The organism is Maritalea porphyrae (assembly GCF_030159895.1).
Lineage (GTDB): Bacteria > Pseudomonadota > Alphaproteobacteria > Rhizobiales > Devosiaceae > Maritalea > Maritalea porphyrae.
In genome coordinates this window covers 406523-423690 of record NZ_BSNI01000001.1, presented here as the reverse complement: position 1 = coordinate 423690, position 17168 = coordinate 406523, and the positions used below count along the sequence as shown (strand labels likewise).

The 17168-nt window shown below is 51.3% G+C and carries 16 protein-coding genes; 4 read left to right on the top strand and 12 right to left on the bottom strand.

The window, feature by feature from the left end:
• Positions 1-21 precede the first annotated feature (21 nt).
• Positions 22-705 (top strand): formylglycine-generating enzyme family protein, encoded by a 684-nt coding sequence (locus tag QQL65_RS02095; protein ID WP_284361598.1) that lies wholly within the window; start codon positions 22-24, stop codon positions 703-705.
• Here the strand turns inward: QQL65_RS02095 and QQL65_RS02090 are convergent.
• The 9 genes from QQL65_RS02090 to sciP form a co-directional block, all read right to left on the bottom strand.
• Complete coding sequence (locus QQL65_RS02090; protein WP_284361595.1) at positions 702-1109, bottom strand: GFA family protein; 408 nt, start codon at positions 1107-1109, stop codon at positions 702-704. The genes QQL65_RS02095 and QQL65_RS02090 overlap by 4 nt on opposite strands.
• Positions 1106-1687 carry a dienelactone hydrolase family protein gene (locus QQL65_RS02085; RefSeq protein WP_284361593.1) on the bottom strand — a complete coding sequence of 194 codons (582 nt, stop codon included), beginning with the start codon at positions 1685-1687 and terminating at the stop codon, positions 1106-1108. Before QQL65_RS02085 ends, QQL65_RS02090 begins: the two co-directional genes overlap by 4 nt.
• A 76-nt stretch (positions 1688-1763) precedes the next feature.
• Positions 1764-3902, bottom strand: coding sequence for a flagellar biosynthesis protein FlhA (flhA, locus tag QQL65_RS02080; RefSeq protein WP_284361590.1), 2139 nt, complete (start codon positions 3900-3902; stop codon positions 1764-1766).
• Between the two features lie 17 nt (positions 3903-3919).
• Entirely contained in the window at positions 3920-5293 is a 1374-nt protein-coding gene (gene flbD, locus QQL65_RS02075; RefSeq protein WP_284361588.1) for a sigma-54-dependent transcriptional regulator FlbD, read from the bottom strand.
• A 31-nt stretch (positions 5294-5324) separates the two neighbouring features.
• A complete protein-coding gene (gene fliN / locus QQL65_RS02070) occupies positions 5325-5612 on the bottom strand; it encodes a flagellar motor switch protein FliN (protein ID WP_284362061.1) in 288 nt (95 codons plus the stop codon).
• A gap of 71 nt (positions 5613-5683) precedes the next feature.
• Positions 5684-6376 (bottom strand): FliH/SctL family protein, encoded by a 693-nt coding sequence (locus QQL65_RS02065; RefSeq protein ID WP_284361585.1) that lies wholly within the window; start codon positions 6374-6376, stop codon positions 5684-5686.
• The gene (fliG, locus tag QQL65_RS02060; RefSeq protein ID WP_284361583.1) at positions 6376-7446 is read right to left on the bottom strand and encodes a flagellar motor switch protein FliG; all 1071 of its coding nucleotides are present in this window, start codon (positions 7444-7446) and stop codon (positions 6376-6378) included. The genes QQL65_RS02065 and fliG overlap by 1 nt, the downstream gene beginning before the upstream one ends.
• Positions 7447-7449: 3 nt before the next feature.
• Positions 7450-9069 (bottom strand): flagellar basal-body MS-ring/collar protein FliF, encoded by a 1620-nt coding sequence (gene fliF / locus QQL65_RS02055; protein ID WP_284361581.1) that lies wholly within the window; start codon positions 9067-9069, stop codon positions 7450-7452.
• A gap of 209 nt (positions 9070-9278) precedes the next feature.
• A complete protein-coding gene (gene sciP / locus QQL65_RS02050) occupies positions 9279-9557 on the bottom strand; it encodes a CtrA inhibitor SciP (protein WP_284361580.1) in 279 nt (92 codons plus the stop codon).
• 176 nt (positions 9558-9733) lie between these two features.
• On the opposite strand from sciP, the gene QQL65_RS02045 reads away from it, so the two are divergent.
• A complete protein-coding gene (locus QQL65_RS02045) occupies positions 9734-10360 on the top strand; it encodes a YdeI/OmpD-associated family protein (RefSeq protein WP_348529118.1) in 627 nt (208 codons plus the stop codon).
• 6 nt (positions 10361-10366) lie between these two features.
• Here QQL65_RS02045 and QQL65_RS02040 read toward each other — a convergent pair whose 3' ends face one another.
• Positions 10367-11728 carry an aminotransferase-like domain-containing protein gene (locus QQL65_RS02040; protein WP_284361579.1) on the bottom strand — a complete coding sequence of 454 codons (1362 nt, stop codon included), beginning with the start codon at positions 11726-11728 and terminating at the stop codon, positions 10367-10369.
• Between the two features lie 173 nt (positions 11729-11901).
• On the opposite strand from QQL65_RS02040, the gene QQL65_RS02035 reads away from it, so the two are divergent.
• Entirely contained in the window at positions 11902-12795 is an 894-nt protein-coding gene (locus QQL65_RS02035) for a DMT family transporter (RefSeq protein ID WP_284361577.1), read from the top strand.
• On the opposite strand, the gene QQL65_RS02030 is transcribed toward QQL65_RS02035, so the two are convergent.
• Together QQL65_RS02030 and QQL65_RS02025 are read right to left on the bottom strand one after the other, a co-directional pair.
• On the bottom strand, positions 12792-13457 hold the full coding sequence (locus tag QQL65_RS02030; RefSeq protein ID WP_284361576.1) for a flagellar hook assembly protein FlgD: 666 nt from the start codon (positions 13455-13457) through the stop codon (positions 12792-12794). The genes QQL65_RS02035 and QQL65_RS02030 overlap by 4 nt on opposite strands.
• A gap of 9 nt (positions 13458-13466) precedes the next feature.
• Positions 13467-15158: a flagellar hook-length control protein FliK gene (locus QQL65_RS02025; protein WP_284361573.1), complete on the bottom strand. Its 1692-nt coding sequence runs from the start codon at positions 15156-15158 to the stop codon at positions 13467-13469.
• Positions 15159-15449: 291 nt separating this feature from the next.
• Between QQL65_RS02025 and mnmA the strand changes: the two genes are divergently transcribed.
• Positions 15450-16592: a tRNA 2-thiouridine(34) synthase MnmA gene (mnmA, locus tag QQL65_RS02020; RefSeq protein WP_284361571.1), complete on the top strand. Its 1143-nt coding sequence runs from the start codon at positions 15450-15452 to the stop codon at positions 16590-16592.
• Positions 16593-17168 lie beyond the last annotated feature (576 nt).

The window sequence follows — 17168 nt, the reverse complement described above, 5'->3', positions numbered from 1 at the left end:
AATCCATCGTAGCTGTTGCCGATGGAACAATCGCAAGCAATAGAAATGGTCGATGCGGAAATCGTTCGCATCGAAGGTGGTGTCGTCGCCATGCGCGACGACAGAGTCCAACGTCAGTGGCAGACCGAACTCAAACCATTTTGCATGTCGAGATTTCAAGTCACCCAAGACATATATTCAGCGGTGGTTGGCACGAATCCAGCAACATTTGACGGGACAAGAAACCCCATTGAGAATGTATCGTGGTATGAGGCGATCGCGTTTTGCAACTTGTTGTCAGTAGCAGCGGGCCTTGATCCCAGCTACTTAGTCGGCGTCAACAAAGATGATGTTGTGGTCAACAAAAATGCAAACGGCTATCGGCTGCCAAGCGATGCTGAGTGGCAGTTTGCAGCGCTTGGGGGCTTGGCCCAGCCGCGCTATGGCGAGATCGACCAAATCGCATGGTATAAAGCCAATTCAGGTGCTCAAACCCATCAAGTGGGACTGAAGTCTGCAAACCAATATGGCCTTTTTGATATGCTTGGGAATGTCTGGGAGTGGTGCTTTGACATCTATGATGCAGAAGTTTATGGCACGTACCGAGTGTTTCGAGGTGGTGGATGGAACGATCCTGAACGGGGGTGCCTGGCCACAAACCGACGGCGCAGCCACCCGACCTATGGCATCGATGATGTTGGATTTCGATTGGCCAGAAACGCTTAACCCGATGAAGCGTCTTCCTCTGTAAATTTTGTTTGCGGATCTTCTATGAAAAAGCTCCAACTCTCTGCGCCATCAAACAAACGCACTGGGACACCATAAATGTGCTCAAGCTCCGCCATGTTTAAGTTTAGGGCCATGCGGCCTTCACCTGGTGTTTCAAGCGATTGCCAAAGGATTGATGTGCCACATCCTTTGCAGGTGCGGAAATCAAGTTCCATGTCGCCGTGCGAATAGCTGACGGTTGTCGTGTCATTTATGCCGTTCAAAGCAATATTGGACGCATCCGAATAAATCCAAAGTGTCCCTAAGCGGCGGCAAATCGAGCAATTGCAGCGTATAGCGTATTCTGGTTGGTCATCAAATTCGTATGAGACTTTGCCGCAGTGGCATTTGCCCTTGATCATTTCACATCGTCCTTGTCATCAAGTCGGTCCAAAAAAGCAATCGATCGCTCAAGACATAGTTTGGTTGCATCTTTATCAAAATCGCTGATGGCGCGATCAAGAAAAAAATGGCCGACTTTGTCATAACGAAATATGCTTAGATTTTGCGTGGGGGCATCCGTTTGCCATTCATTGAAATAGGCTTCATCGTCGAATGGATCAGGCTTAGCGATATGTGCTTGAACTGGTAAGTCGCGGGGCAACTCCTTGGCCCATTCTGCGGCACCCGCAAAAAGCAATGCACCCCGCATTTTCGGGCGATCCGCCCATAGGCTGCTCACCATGCCTGCGCCAAAAGAAATGCCGCTTAGAACCGCGTTCTCGGGCACGGACTTTAGGGCATCACGCGCTCGATCCACCAATTGATCGCGATCAAACATGCGAAATAGAGCAAACCCGTCATCATAATTTTCGGCAGTTTTGCCGTCAAAAAGGTCTGGCAAGTAGGTGGTGTGCCCGGCTTTTTCAAAGGTGTTTGCTATTTCCCTTTCAGCCGCGCGACATCCCAGGATTGAGTGAAACAAAACAATGTGTGTCATCTGCGCGCTTTCAAAAAAGTGATATTGCTGAGCTTAGCGCGATGTGGAGGCGATGCAAGAGCCAACTAAACGGGGATCAAACACTGCCAATGGTTTTGAGTTTAGCGCGCGGGTGAATTTCGTTTTGGCTCATCACGACGGTTTGCGGGCGGAAGCGCTCAATAATGGCACGCACGTGCGGTCGAATTGGCGGTGATGTAATAAGCACTGGCAATTCGCCCATTTGCGCGGCGCTTTCGAAGGCATTTTGGACCTCTTGAATGAATTCATGCAAGCGCGAAGGTGCCATAGCCAAGTGCCGTTCTGCGCCTTCGCCGTGTAGGCTTTCAGAGAAATCTCGTTCCCAATCGGGTGAAAGGGTTATTATCGGCAGGTTACCGTCTGGTGCAGAATTTGCAGCGCATAGTTGTCGCGCCATGCGTGTGCGCACATGCTCAGCGATTAGTTTGGCTGAGCTCATGCCACCGGCAACCTCAGCAATACCCTCCAAGATTGTTGCCAAATCGCGGATTGAAATGCGCTCCGCCAACAAGATTTGTAGGACGCGTTGGATACCAGAAACCGTGATTAGGTTTGGCACCATATCGTCGATGAGCTTTTGCTGCTCTGCAGGTAGGTTGTTGAGCAACTCTTGCACGTTTGCGTAGCTGAGGAGATCCGCAATGTTGGTTTTCAAGATCTCTGTGAGATGGGTTGAAATTACAGAGGACGGGTCAACGATGGTATAGCCCTTCACTTCAGCTTCATCGCGCAAACCGGCATCAACCCAAGTGGCTGGTAGACCGAAAGTGGGCTCAATTGTGTGCTGTCCGGGCAGATCAATTTGCCCACCCATCGGGTCCATAACCATATATTGGTCGGGGAACACATTGCCGTGGCCCGATTCAACTTCCTTGATGCGCACCATGTAATCGTTGGGCTGGAGCTGCATATTATCAAGGATGCGCACTGAAGGCATGATGATGCCCATGTCGGTGGCCAATTGTCGGCGCAGCGCTTTGATCTGCTCGGTTAGGCGATCATTGCCTTGGTCATCTTCTTTCACCAACGACAATAGTCCGTAACCAAGTTCGAGCTTGAGCTCGTCCATTTTGAGCGCATCAGTGATTGGCGGATCTTTCGGCGGCGCTTCTTTGGCGATTTTTTCAGCGGCCTTCTTGGCCAAATCATTGTCAGCTTTTTGCGACTTATCTCTAGAAAATTTGTAGGCGAGGTAGCCAGAACCGCCAGCCAAAGCCAAGAAAGGCAAAGCAGGCATGCCAGGCAAAATCGCAAGGATGCACATGACCGCAGCGGTCATGCCCAAGGCACGAGGATATCCCGAAAACTGCTCGGCCAAAGCTTGGTTGGCAGAGCCGGTCACGCCAGCCTTCGACACCAAAAGGCCAGCCGCCGTTGAAACGATGAGCGCTGGCACTTGAGAGACAAGCCCATCGCCTACAGTCAGCAAAGTGTAGTTATTTGCCGCATCGCCCAATGACATTTGCTGTTGGCCGACGCCGATAATAATGCCGGCCGCAATATTGATAAAGGTGATCAACAGGCCCGCAATCGCATCACCGCGCACAAATTTTGATGCACCGTCCATGGCGCCAAAGAACGAACTTTCGTCTTCAAGGTTTTTGCGACGGGTGCGAGCTGTTTCTTCGTCGATCATGCCAGCGGACAAATCCGCATCAATAGCCATTTGCTTGCCCGGCATCGCATCCAAGGTGAAGCGGGCCGCAACTTCAGCGATACGGCCAGAGCCTTTGGTGATCACGATGAAGTTCACGATGATCAGGATCGCAAACACGATAATCCCGATCACGAAATTGCCTTGCATGACAAAGTTGCCAAAGGCCTCAATCACATTGCCAGCGGCATTTGTGCCAAGGTGACCATTGGCCAAGATCAAGCGGGTCGATGCCAGGTTCAGCGCAAGTCGCATCATCGCAGCGATCAGCAGCACCGTTGGAAAAGCGGAAAACTCAAGTGGTGTCCGAATGAACAGGGTGGTCATCAAAATCAGCACGGAGAAAACGATCGAAATCGCTAGCAACATGTCCAGCATAATTGCTGGCATGGGCATTATGAGCACCATCAGAATTGATATGACGCCAACGGCCAAAGCAATATCGCCTTGGCGCAACATGTCGAACATGCTGCCAAGGGATGGGAATCCGGAAGACGGTCTAACTGTTTTTGGCTGTGGTGCTTGTGATGTGTCGCTCATCTAGTGAGTGTCGCCTTTCACGCTGCGCCTGACGAGCGATTTTCACCGGGTGCGGGAATCTGTTCACCACTTTGTGCATATTGGTTGAGTTTATTGCGCAAAGTGCGGATCGAAATGCCTAAAATGTTCGAGGCATGGGTGCGATTGCCCAGACAATGGTCAAGTGTATCTAGAATCAGTTCTTTTTCGACATCAGCTACCGTGCGTCCAACCATGGCGCGTGAGATACTTTCAGCGGTTGAAGCTGCTTGTGCGGCAACTGAACTGCCTTGCGGCGCAGCACCAAGCCCGGAACCATCCGGCATGCTTATGGATGCAGCGTCGATCTCGTCGCCTGTGGCAAGTAGTACCGCGCGGTGCAATGTGTTTTCCAATTCACGGACGTTGCCCGGCCATTGGGCCTGTACCAGTTGCTTTTTCGCGTCTTCACCAAGTGGGCGTTCAGGCACGCCGTTTGCTTCAGCGTATTTTTTGATGAAGTGTTCGGCCAGTGCAATGATGTCGCCAGGGCGTTCACGCAGCGCCGGAATTTTTAGGTTCACCACATTTAGGCGGAACAGCAAATCCTCTCGGAACTCGCCATTTTTGACGCTCTCATCCAAGTTGCGGTTTGACGTTGCGAGAATGCGAATGTCGACTGGAACGGGCTTCGTGCCACCGACGCGATCAATAATCCGCTCTTGAATTGCTCGCAGCAATTTCGCCTGCAAGCGGATATCCATCTCAGATATCTCATCGAGCAGCAAGGTGCCGCCATTTGCTTCTTCAAATTTGCCGATACGACGTGCAACAGCGCCAGTAAAGGCGCCTTTTTCGTGACCGAACAGCTCACTCTCTAGCAGATTATCGGGGATCGCTGCGCAGTTGATTGAGATAAATGGCTTTGATGCCCGTTTTGAACGCGCATGTACATATTTTGCAATGACTTCCTTGCCTGATCCACTTTCTCCCGTGATCAAGACGCTCGCTTCAGATGGTGCAATTTGATCCGCCAGCTTGACCATCTGTGCCATTACTGGATCGCGATATAAGAAGTCGCTGCTTTCGCGTGCGACAGCGGCAATAATGGCCGCAATTAGCTCGGCGTCTGGTGGTAGCGGAATATACTCTTTTGCGCCAGCGCGGATTGCGTTGACCGCCGCGGCTGCGTTTGTTTCTGTGCCGCAAGCAACAACTGGAATGTGGATACGTTCGGCCTCTAGTGCCGCGAGCAGCCCTGGAATGTCAGCCATCACATCGGCTAGAAGCAGATCCGCACCGCGGCCCGCGCGCAAGCTAGCCAATGCCACGTCGATAGTGTCGGCGTGGGCGACCTTTGCGCCGCCATCCATTGCCAGCTTTGTGGCTTGGCTGAGTTGGCCTTCAAGTGCACCGATGATCAATAAACGCATATCTTATTCCTTGCTGACTTTTGGTTTTGGCTTAGCCAGCCTTAATTATCTCGGTCATGGTGATGCCCAGCTTATCTTCTACAAGCACAATTTCGCCACGGGCCACCAGGCGTGAATTCACATAGATATCAATCGCTTCACCCACTTGCCGGTCAAGCTCGACAACAGAGCCAGCGTCCATTTCCAACAGCTCGGAAACCGGCATTTTGGTGCGGCCCAGTACGGCAGAAATGCGAACAGGAACGTCAAAAACGGCCTCCAGATCGTCAGCGGATTTATCGCCGCTTTCACCGGATGGCTTCTTTTCTTTGGCTTCCATTTCTTCAAGACCATCCAGCATGGAAGTTAGGCCACCATCTGGCATGTCGACGGTAGGATCGTCTGTGTCGCTCATTGGACTTCCTCAGGGTTATTCTGCGTGTCAGCAGTTTCCTGTTGTGGTTCGGTGAGTGGTTCAACCGGTGCAACAGGAGGAGATTTCAGGCGCACAAATTGCGCTACTTTTTGATCAATTTCAGCCGCTAGGTTTTCAAAGCTCCGGGCCAAGCCACCGTCTGACCACTCAATGCGACAGTCACCAAGCGGAATATCGGGTTCACCCATAATGATAAGACGGCCTTCATAGCCTGCTTGATGGGCAAATTGTTCTGCGATCGGCTTCACTTGGTCGGATAGTTGTTCATTGCATCGGATTACCAGGTGGGCTGTGCCGCTCAATGAAGCCAGGCAATCTTCCAATAGTGCAGCAATTTCTGGCGTTGGGTTAGAGTCTACCAAATGAGCCGCCAGCTTGTGGCCAACAACAGATGCCAGTTTGGTGGACTGAACCAAATGGTGCTGCTGTGCGTGGTCGAGTGTTTGCAAGAAATTGTTTCCAAGTGCCGCAACTTGTTCTGCCGCCGCAGCTATTTGCTGGCTTGTTTGACTTACGACAGAGCTTTGCCCGGCTTCCAAACCTTCATTATAGCCTTGCTCACGCGCTTGCGAAATCAAGAGATCGAGGTCCTCTTGTTCCATCATTTTGGTCTTGCGCGATGTTTGCGCAAGGTCCAGATCAAACGTGAATTTTGCAGGCTGGGTCATCAACCAATCATTTCTTCATCAGAGCCATTTTTGGTGATCACGATTTCACCTTTGGCTGCAAGGTCTTTTGCCAAATTCACCATGGATGACTGTGCTTCATCCACATCTTTAAGCCGCACAGGTCCCATAGCTTCCATATCGTCTTTGAGCATCTTGGCCGCACGTGCAGACATGTTGGCCAAGAACAATTCTTTGGTCTCGTCGGAAGCACCTTTGAGGCCCAGTGTAAGCATTGGTTTTTCCACCGCTTGCAGAACAGTTTGAATGGCAGTGCCGTCCAAATTGCCCAAGTCGTCGAATGTAAACATCAACGCTTTAATGCGTTCCGCCGCTTCGATGTCACGTTCTTCCAAATTGGTGAGGAAGCGCGCTTCGGTTTGCCGGTCGAATGAGTTGAAGATGTCAGCCATTTGTTCGTGGCTGTCGCGCCGACGCGTGTGTGAGAGCGTTGACATAAACTCTTTGCGCAGCGTGTCTTCGATTTTTTCTACGATTTCTTTTTGCACAGGCTCGATTGCCAACATTCGCTGTACCACGTCCATGGCCAGCTCTTCGGGCAAAGTCGCCAGCACGCGTGAGGCGTGGTCAGTTTCAAGCTTGGTCAAAACCACTGAGATGGTCTGCGGATACTCGTTCTTTAGGAAAGAAGCGAGAATATCTTCCTGAACATTTGAGAGCTTTTCCCAAATGTTGCGTCCAGCCGGCCCACGAATTTCTTCCATTATCATTTCCACCCGATCTTTGGGCAAGAATGATAGGAGCAGGCGTTCAGTAGAATCGACGCCACCATTCAAATCGCCATTGGTGGTCACACCCATCACAAATTGGGCAAAAATTTTGTCGAGCATGTCTTGGGTGACCGCACCCATATTGGACATGGCACGTGATAGTTGACGAATCTCTATATCGTCCAACTCTTCAAAAATGGGTTTGCCGTATCCAGGACCGAGGGCCATCATAATAACGGCTGCGCGCTCATCACCTTTAAGCTCGCGCTCTTGTGCAGCTTCACCAACTTCGAGTTGGCTACCCACGCCATTGCTGTTCTGTGTTGCGACTTCATTTGCCATTGATTATGCCGCCTCCAAGAGCCAGTTGCGGATGATCATAGAGGCCTGTTTTGGGTTCTCTTGTACAAGCGTTCCGACGCGTTCAATGGCTTCAATCTGTGCTGCGCCTAGGCTGCGGGCTTCATCAAGCCATTTCTCGCGGGCTTCTTCTTCGGGCGACGCGGGGTCTGAAGCACTTACTGGATTTCCGGCTGCATCTACTGCCTCTTGCGCGGTCACTAACATTGGCTGCTCATCTGGCTCCAAGACTTTCTTGATGAGCGGACGCATCACGAAGAACACTAGGGCCAGAGCAATTAGAAGAGTGACAGCCATTTCTATGGCGGCGAACATGTCGTCGCGGGTGAAGTCAAACAAACCAGCTTCCGATGGTTCAAAGCTTAGGTCAGGGCGCTCTGCAAATTGCATGTTTAGCACTTCAACTTGGTCGCCACGTGTTTGGTCGTAACCGATAGCTGTGTTGACCAAGGCGCGAATTTGTTCGATTTCAGCAGCAGAGCGAGGGGTATATTCTGCAACACCATCAGCGTTGGTGACATAAAGGCCGTCAACCACCACAGCCACGGACAACCGCTTGATTGCGCCCGCTTCAATCACCTCAGTTTGGGTTGTTTTTGAAATCTCATAGTTGATGGTTTCTTCGGTTGTCGCTGATTGCTCGCTGGCGCCAGTGCCGTCGCCCTGATTGGCTGAAGCGCCTGGCAATTCGTTTGCAACGCTGACTTGGCCGCCATTTGCTGCGCCTTTTGAGTTGTTGCTCAACTCACGTGTTTGCGCTGAGCGTACAACCTGACCGTTCGGGTCGAAGCTCTCAGATGTGCGGGTGAAGCGGTTCATATCGAGTTCAGCGCTTACTTGAACGCGCGCCCGGCCAGCACCAACTACATTTGATAGCAAGTCTTCAAGGCGACTGCGCAAGCGGCTTTCAATGGCCAATGTGCGCTCTTCACCAATGGTGGTGAGCATGTTTTCTTCACCGTCTGAGCCTGAGGCCAACAATTGGCCTGCGCTATCAACGATGGAGACCATGTTTGGGGAAAGGCTATCGACAGCTGAAGCAACCAAGTGTTGAACAGAGCGAATTTCGCCAACTGACAAAGCGCCACGAACCTCAAGTACGATAGAGGCGGAAGGTTGCTTTGCTTCACGGCGGAAAAGCTCTCGTTCAGGCAGGACAAGGTGAACGCGCGCCGACTTAACGCGGGAGAGGGAAGAAATGGTGCGGGCCAGTTCGCCTTCAAGGGCGCGCAAATGATTGAGGTTTTGCACAAAGCTTGTCGCGCCAAGTGTGTTTTGCTGATCAAAAATCTCGTAACCAACTTGGCCTTTGTTTGGCAGGCCGCTTTCAGCAAGGCTCATGCGGATCGAAGTAATTTGATCGCGCGGCACCAAAATGCTTTCGCCATCGCCTTTGATTTCAAATTGAACACCCATCGTGCGCAATTCTTTTACGATTGCAGCAGAGTCTTCAAAATCTAATCCGGAATAAACGGGGGCCATTTGCGGGGAAGTGACTCTGAAAATCAGAAACGCAAAGAATCCAACCATCAGAATTGCTGTTACGGCCATGGCGGCAACCCGAGCTATGCCCAATCGCGCCAGAAACTCACCTAATCCGTTCACACTTCCACCCAACTCAAAATTTGATTCCCAATCGAAAGCGCGGGAAAACTTCCCGCTAGGCAAAAATTACCTAGAGGGTGGTAAACATAATGTTAATGACCGGTGCAATAAGGGGTAATTAGTGGGGAAAAAATTGCCGAACGCAAAAAAGCCCACCAAAAAAGGCGGGCTTCTTAAGATTTTGTAAAAATTATTGACAGTTCAGCGGTTTAGCTGTCGCGGTAATGCTGAACCCAAGTTGTGCGTAATCCGGCAAGACCATGTTTATCGATGGCGGCTTGCCAGTTAAGAAATTCATCAACACTTAATGTGTAGCGGGTGCAAGCCTCTTCAAGGCTCAACAATCCTCCACGCACTGCGGCGACGACTTCTGCCTTGCGGCGAATTACCCATCTTCTGGTATTTGTTGGCGGCAGATCAGCAATCGTTAGAGGGCTGCCATCTGGGCCGATTACGTATTTTACACGTGGACGCATTTGTGCGGTCATTTTACTCACTACTAAAAACTTGACCAATAGTAGGCTTAACCTAAACCACCAGCCTTAAAATTTGCTAAAGCCAATGGTTAGAATTGGTTAAGTGTATTTATTAAGTAAGTAAGCTAAGGAACTAGATGTTGCCAACGCACTTCGGTAAGGCCATGATTTGGTAGGGAGACATTTGCATGCCAATGATCACAGATATTGAAGACTATTTCACCAAAGGCTGCGGTCGCTGCAAGCGTTTTGATACGCCACAATGTTCCGCACAAATCTGGCGCGATGGTGTGGTGGCCCTGCGTAAGCTTTGTTTGGCTGCGGGGTTAGAAGAAACCGTGAAGTGGGCGCACCCGACTTACATGCATAAAGACCGCAATATCGCGATGATTGGCGCGTTTCAGGGGGATTTCCGATTTAGCTTTCTCAACGCATCGTTGTTGAAAGACCCCGAGGGCGTGTTGGAAAAGGCAGGGCCGAACGCACAGGTGCCGAGCGTTTTGCGTTTTGACAGCGTTCAAAAAGTGAATGAGTTTGCGCCCATCATAAATGCCTATCTTGCTGAAGCTATGTCTTATGCTGAGAAGGGGATAAAGCCGGTTAAAATCGTTCGCGAAATTGAAATGCCTGAAGAGTTAACCGAAGCACTTGCGGCTGACCCAGAATTGTCTGAAGCGTTTGATGCTTTAACCCCCGGGCGGCAAAAAAGTTACGCCTTTGCGCTCAACAATGCGAAGAAAAGTGAAACCCGGATTGCTCGCATTGCCAAATACCGGGACAAAATCATTGCTGGCAAAGGCGCACTGGATCGGTGAGGCGGTTTAACTCTTCGAAGCCCGCTTCATTGCTTTTTCAAGAGTCTTAAAAATTTTTGGGTCACTCATTTGTGCCACGTTGAAGCGCAGATGGCTGTTGGCTGTTTGATTGGCGCTGAAAGCGTTGCCGGGCGCAAGCATCATATTGTCTTCAAGCGCATTTTTGGCCACTTGTACCGCATCAAGTTGGTCCGGCAATTCGCACCACAAAAACATGCCTGCATTTGGTTTGGTCCAAATCGATAGACCAAGGCCCTCCAGCTTTGGAATGGTCGTACTCATTGCTCCGGCAAGTTTTTCCCGTAGGCCGTTCACATGTCTTCGATAGGCGCCATCTTTGAGTAGGTGCAGTGCGATTTGCTGAGAGAATGCACCGGCGCCAAAGGACGTTGCTAGCTTAAGGTTTGTGATTTCGGGCACCCAGTCACTTTTTGTGGCGATATATCCACAGCGAATGGATGCGGACAGTGTTTTTGAGAAACTGCCGATTTGCACAACGCGGTCAAATCCATCAAATGCCGCCAGTCTTGGGGCTGCGCCATGCTCGAGATCGGCAAAAATATCGTCTTCAATGATCGTTAAATCGTGTTGCTCAGCGAGCTTGAGCACACGATGCGCATTCACTGGGCTCAGTGTGGCACCGGTAGGATTTTGTAAGCCTGAATTTGTAATGTAAAGCCGAGGTTTGTGTTCGATTAGAGCTTCTTCAAACGCTTTCAAATCTGGCCCGCTTGGGGTGAACGGTACACCAACCACCTGCACGCGATGGGCGCGCAAAAGCGCGTGAAAATTGAAATAGCACGGGTCATCAAGGATCACCACGTCATCTGGCTTCAGGAAAAAGCGACAAAGTAGGTCGACAGAATGGGTGCCGGATTCGGTGAGAATAATCTGATCTGGTGTGGCATCGATAGAGCGATCCATCAGTTTGCGAGACAGCCGTTGACGCAATGCCGGCAGCCCCTGCGGAGTGCTGTAGTCAACAAGGTTTGCTTGGCCCGGTCGCGCATGAGCGCGCAAAGCGCGCTGGATTTCAGGCTCGGGCATCCATGATGGCGGTAACCATCCACATCCGGGTTTTAGAAGCTGCTCATCCGCCGCCAGCGATTGGCGTGTCATCCAAACGGGGTCAACATCGCGTTCGAGTGTAGGGCTATTTTCCATGATCGAAAGAGGGGGTAAATGTCCAGCAATGTAAAAGCCGGAGCCGGGCCGTGAAGCCACTTCGCCTTCTGCTACCAAGCGTTCATAGGCTTCAACCACTGTCGACTTAGAAATCTTCAGTTGTTGGGTGAGGGCGCGTATCGAAGGCAAACGGACACCGCTGGTCGCTTGTCTTGATCTGATGCGTTTGCGGATGGCGGTCATGGCCATTTCCACTCGCGTTTCAGCCGTTTTTTCCTTTGGGAAATGATCCACGTTCCGCGTCCCATGCTGATTGTATTGAAATCATATCAGTACAGTTTGTCAAAATTGTACCCAATTGTTTCTGGTTGGGCCAGCCTATTTCGCGGATCATGACAACGAAATGAGGAGTAGTTATGGATCAGCGCACTTGCGGTTGGGTTTTCGGTTTTATCGGCGTTGCAATTTTCAGCGGTTCGCTGGTGGCAACACGCGCGGCAGTTGAGGGATTTGACCCTTTATTCTTGACCGCAGTGCGCGCCGTTCTTGCGGCATTGGCAGGCGGAGTTGCTTTGCTGGTTTTTGCCAAGGCACGTCCGGAGCGCGAAGATGTCGTTCCACTTTTGATTGTGGCTGGCGGTGTGGTCGTCGGCTTTCCTTTGCTCACCGCATTGGCGTTGCAGCAGGTAACTTCCGCGCACTCCACTGTATTTATTGGGTTATTGCCCTTGGCCACGGCCATTTTTGGGGTGCTGCGCGCTGGTGATAGAACGCATCCGCTATTTTGGTTGTTTTCTGGTTTGGGTAGTTTGGTAGTCGTCGGGTTTGCGTTAAGCCAGGGCGCTCGGGGCACAATCGGTGCAGACATTATGATGTTGGCGGCAATTGTTGCTTGCGGGTTGGGCTATGCTGAAGGGGCGAAGCTGTCGCGCAAATTTGGCGGTTGGCAGGTGATCAGTTGGGCGCTTCTTTTGTCGTTGCCAGTGAGTTTTCCAGCGGCCTTGATTACGCTGCCCGACGGTTTCGCCGACGTGCCAGTGACATCGTGGATTGCGTTGTTTTATGTGTCGATGTTTTCAATGCTCATCGGTTTTGTGTTCTGGTATCGTGGTTTGGCACAAGGCGGCATTGCCGCGGTTAGTCAATTGCAGCTTCTTCAACCCTTTATGGGGCTAGTGTTGGCCGCCATTTTGCTAAGAGAACATGTGAGTGTACCAATGCTTCTGGCAAGTTCGATGGTGGTGCTGTGTGTTGCGGGCTCGAAGCGTTTTGCTCATGCGCCAAACTCGGGGCCTGTAATTGTACGCTAGCTCGCTAAGCCAACTTTAGCGACTGATGATAGTTTCACTTTGTTGCCGTTGATCACCAGAATTGGCTCTTCGCCAGCAAAGTCCACAGTTTCCACAATGCCTTTGGTCATGGTGTAATTGTCGATGATTTTGCCATCAGCGTTCTTGGCTTCAATGTCGATGCTATATTGGCCTTCGGGAAGTTGAACGCCATCGGCGCTTTTTCCGTCCCATGTGTAGGTATGCTCACCTTGCGTCAGCGCCGTTTCTTCTGTGAACACCACAGCGCCTGCAGCATTTTTGATCGTGATTTTGCTTTCTGGCGCGTCTGCGGTCAGCCCGTATGTCCATTCAGCGTTGCCATCTTTCATTTGCGAAGACGAGCCAAACGCGGTGACGGCCTTGCCAATATAGGACACAGCTTGGGAGGCGAACGAACCCTCATTCGCTTTGATCAGTGCTTCTAGGTACTCGTTGGTTTTGAGCTGTTGCTCGACGCCGGTAAATTCCACCATTTGTGAGGTGAATTGGTTCGTATCCAGCGGATCAAGCGGATTTTGGTTCTTGAGCTGCGTGGTCAAGATGCTCAAAAATGTATCGAAGTTCTCCGCAATGGTTTTGCGTGAACTTGTAAGGTCCGATTGGGTGGCAGAAAGGCCGCTTGCTGGTGCGAGTTGTACCATTTTATGCTCCTAAGCCCACATATTGAGCCCGCCGGGTCCGGCGGTGCCACGATAGGTGGTTGTTGTGCCCAATTGGGTTTCGTCTTCTAGTTGCTGGTCGCTATTAGCGGTTTTTGAACCGTCATTATCGCGCCCGCCATTTTCAAAATTCGGGCTTGAATTTTGCCCATCCTGTTTCAGTGAAAACTGCAGGTTCGCACGCTCGGCATTCAGCCCTGCTTGCTGCAAAGCACGTTCAAGCGCGCGGGCGTCGCGTTGTAGCAAATCTAGTGTTTCAGCGCGCTCCACAACCATGCGGGCAGTGACGTTGTTGCCTTCCACTTCCATGCGAACGTCGATGCGCCCCATTTCGGGTGGATCAAGGCGCACTTCAAATCGCTGCATGCCTGCGCGGAACTGGCGGACAATTTCGAATGCTACGCCAGGGATGTTCACTTGGCGTTGTCCAGCTTGTGCTTTGGCGGCTTCAATATGGTTTGTTTGCTGCTGGAAAGTCTCAATTTTGTGCTGCGCGAGCAGTTTTTCGGTGCCTGTTTCAACGCTATCGAGATCAGATGGAAGCGGCGCAGTGGCAGTAGCCGTCAACGTCGCTTTTTGCGTTGCGGGATAAGCATTTGCCGTCTGTAGATGTGCTTCGCGGGTTACTTGCGCAAAAGTCATCCGGGGTGTTGAAGTGTCCGCGTTTTCTGCAGCAGCGGCATCAGCGAAGCTGCCGGATGGCGCGAAGGAACGATCGATTTTCTTTGCTTCTGCGCTTTGTTGCTGACCCAAATTTGCCAATTGCGCCAATATGTCGGGTTCAGCGCCTTCAGGGGCGGCAGCTGTCGCTGCTGCTGTTTGTTGCTGAGGATTAGGCTGCTGAGCATTGGGGCTTCCCGGCTTTGCTGTCTCAGAGCCATTGGCCAGTGCGCCTTGTGTTTGAGCACCAGGTTGAGTGCCTGCTTTTTGCTCTAACGCAAGATCAGCGTTGCCAAATGGGTTTGCGGTTGCAGGCTGCTGATTGGTTTGCGCTTGAACAATTGAATTGCCAAACGGCTGTTGCGCCTTCAGTTGTGCCTCAAATTGGGCTGGGAGTGTTGGCAGCTTCTCGGCCAGATTGTTCAGCCGATCAATCATTTGGTGGATGTTGAGAGAAGCTTTTTCGCCAATATTTTGTTGTGCTTGCGGTGCAGTGCCCGCCATCTGGCTCAGAATTTTGTCGAGCCGCTCCATTAAATTGCCAACCTTGGCAAAGTCGCTAGCGCCTTCTTTACCAGCGTCGATCCCAGCCTGACGCAATTGAGATAATTGTGCAGCGAATGCGCCAATAGGGCCTTTCATCGTTAATTCGGGGCGATTGGGGTGAGCATTGATGCTTTCTACCAATTTGCCCAACGCGTTACGCGCTTGATCTAATTGTTCTGATGTTGGAATTTGCAAATTGTCGAACGCATTGGCCAGCGGCACCAACGCCTCGGCCATGCCTGCCAGTGCATCAATAATTTCTTGGGTTTCAGGCGTCACGCCTTCAAGTTTAAGCTCTTCAATGTTCAATTCGGTTTTCTGATTGCCGTTCCCAGCCACCAATGCCGCCAATAGCGCTTCAAATCCCGTGCTGCCTTCGCCTGGCTGACCAGAATTGATGCTGCCCGTATCGGACTTGATATCGCCTGCCAGTTCAAAGCCTGGAAAACTTACCGCTGCTGATAATCCAAATTGCACGTTTTTTACCCACTCATCGAAACTTGTGACATGTGTCCACTCACATTTATGCAAGTAGCGGGCCAGTTTTTGGTCGGCAAATAATATTAGTAAAATCAACTAGTTGCCTGATAATCCATTTGTATCTGTTTAGGAAAATTGTGCTGACGGGGCACAAATTGCGGGGTGAAGGGCAGAATGTGCCCATATGAGTTTTACGCAACGGGTTCGGTTTTTGATTGTCATTTTTGCTCATAATTGTTAGATCGCGCTCATCCGTTGGCCCTTAACCCCAATTTGGATGGAGAAAAAATGAATTCGCTTGGTATTAACAAGCGCCCAGAAGACACCCGCGTTGTGGTGGCGATGTCTGGTGGCGTGGACAGTTCGGTTGTGGCTGGACTTATGGCGCGCGAGGGATATGAAACCCTTGGCGTTACTCTTCAACTTTACGATCATGGTGAAGCGATGCACCGCAAAGGTGCATGTTGTGCTGGGCAGGATATTCACGATGCCCGCCGCGTGGCCGCAGCCATTGGTATTCCGCATTATGTCTTGGACTATGAAAGCCGTTTCCGTGAAGCGGTGATTGATGATTTTGCTGAAAGCTATGTGCGTGGCGAAACACCAATTCCTTGCGTGAAATGCAATCAAACTGTGAAGTTTGTTGATTTGATGCGCGTATCCAAAGAGCTTGGCGCGGACGTTTTGGTGACCGGCCATTACATTCAATCGCTTGAGAAGGATGGCCGCTGGGGCATGTTCCGCCCGAACGATCATGGTCGCGACCAAAGCTATTTCTTGTTTGCCACTGAACAAGAGCAATTGGATTATTTGCGCTTTCCGCTTGGCGGCATGACCAAGGAAGAAGTGCGCGACATTGCGCGCGAAATGGGCTTGGTGGTTGCTGAGAAGAGCGACAGCCAAGACATTTGCTTTGTGCCCAATGGTAATTACGCGCAAATTATCACCAAGCTGAAGCCTGAAGCGGCTGACCCTGGCGAGATTGTGCATATGGACGGTCGCGTGCTGGGTGAGCATAAAGGCATCATCCATTATACGATTGGTCAGCGTCGTGGATTGGGCATTTCTGCGCCTGATCCTTTGTATGTGGTCAAACTTGATCCCGACACTAAGCAAGTGATCGTTGGGCCATATGAAGCTTTGGCCACGCGCTCGGTGCGCCTGAAGCAAGTGAATTGGCTTGGGTCGAAATCGCTTTCCGATATTGAACGAGATGGGCCAATTGAAATCGAAGCCAAAGTCCGTTCTACACGTCCGCCACAACCAGCACGCCTTAGCGTTGTTGACGGTGTGGTTGAGGTGGAACTGATCGGCGGTGAACATGGCGTTTCTCCGGGACAAGCCTGTGTGTTTTACGCTGACGACAGCCCCAACACCGAAGTGCTTGGCGGTGGTTGGATTGCTGAGGCGGTAAGCGCGAAGGCGGCTTAGCCACTATCACCCCACCCTTAATCCCTCCCCATCAAGGGGAGGGAGATTACGCGGCTCTTTTCTGCGTTCACGCCGCGCATGCTGGCTCAGCACTTCCAACACAGTATTTCCCTCTCTCGTCTCCCTTGGGCTTGACCCGAGGGTCCATGATGAATCTGCCGGAGGCATTGCAGAAGTGCTTTTGCCAACACCCACAAATGTGGACATGCCTCATGGATACTCGCGTCTCATTTGCGCGCTCGCGCCGCCGTCGTGACCTTGGCGCTTCCCCGGCCACACCCTCTCCCGTCATCCCCGCGTAGGCGGGGATCCAGGCAAGAATGTCAAAAGTACCAAAGCGCTTCATTTCAACCGACAGTCAGACCTAGATTCCCGCCTTCGCGGGAATGACAGCAGTACGTAATAGATGCGTTATCCTTTCCGGTTGCCTTTCTTCAACCGCCAATATCTCCGCCATGTTTCCATGCGAAGTTCGACCGTTTGCGATAGCGCGAGACAATGAATGCCTCTGTAGTTGCGCAAAAAGTAAGTAGAGACAAACAATGTCTCGCGCTCAGCCAAATGCTGCTTAGCTTT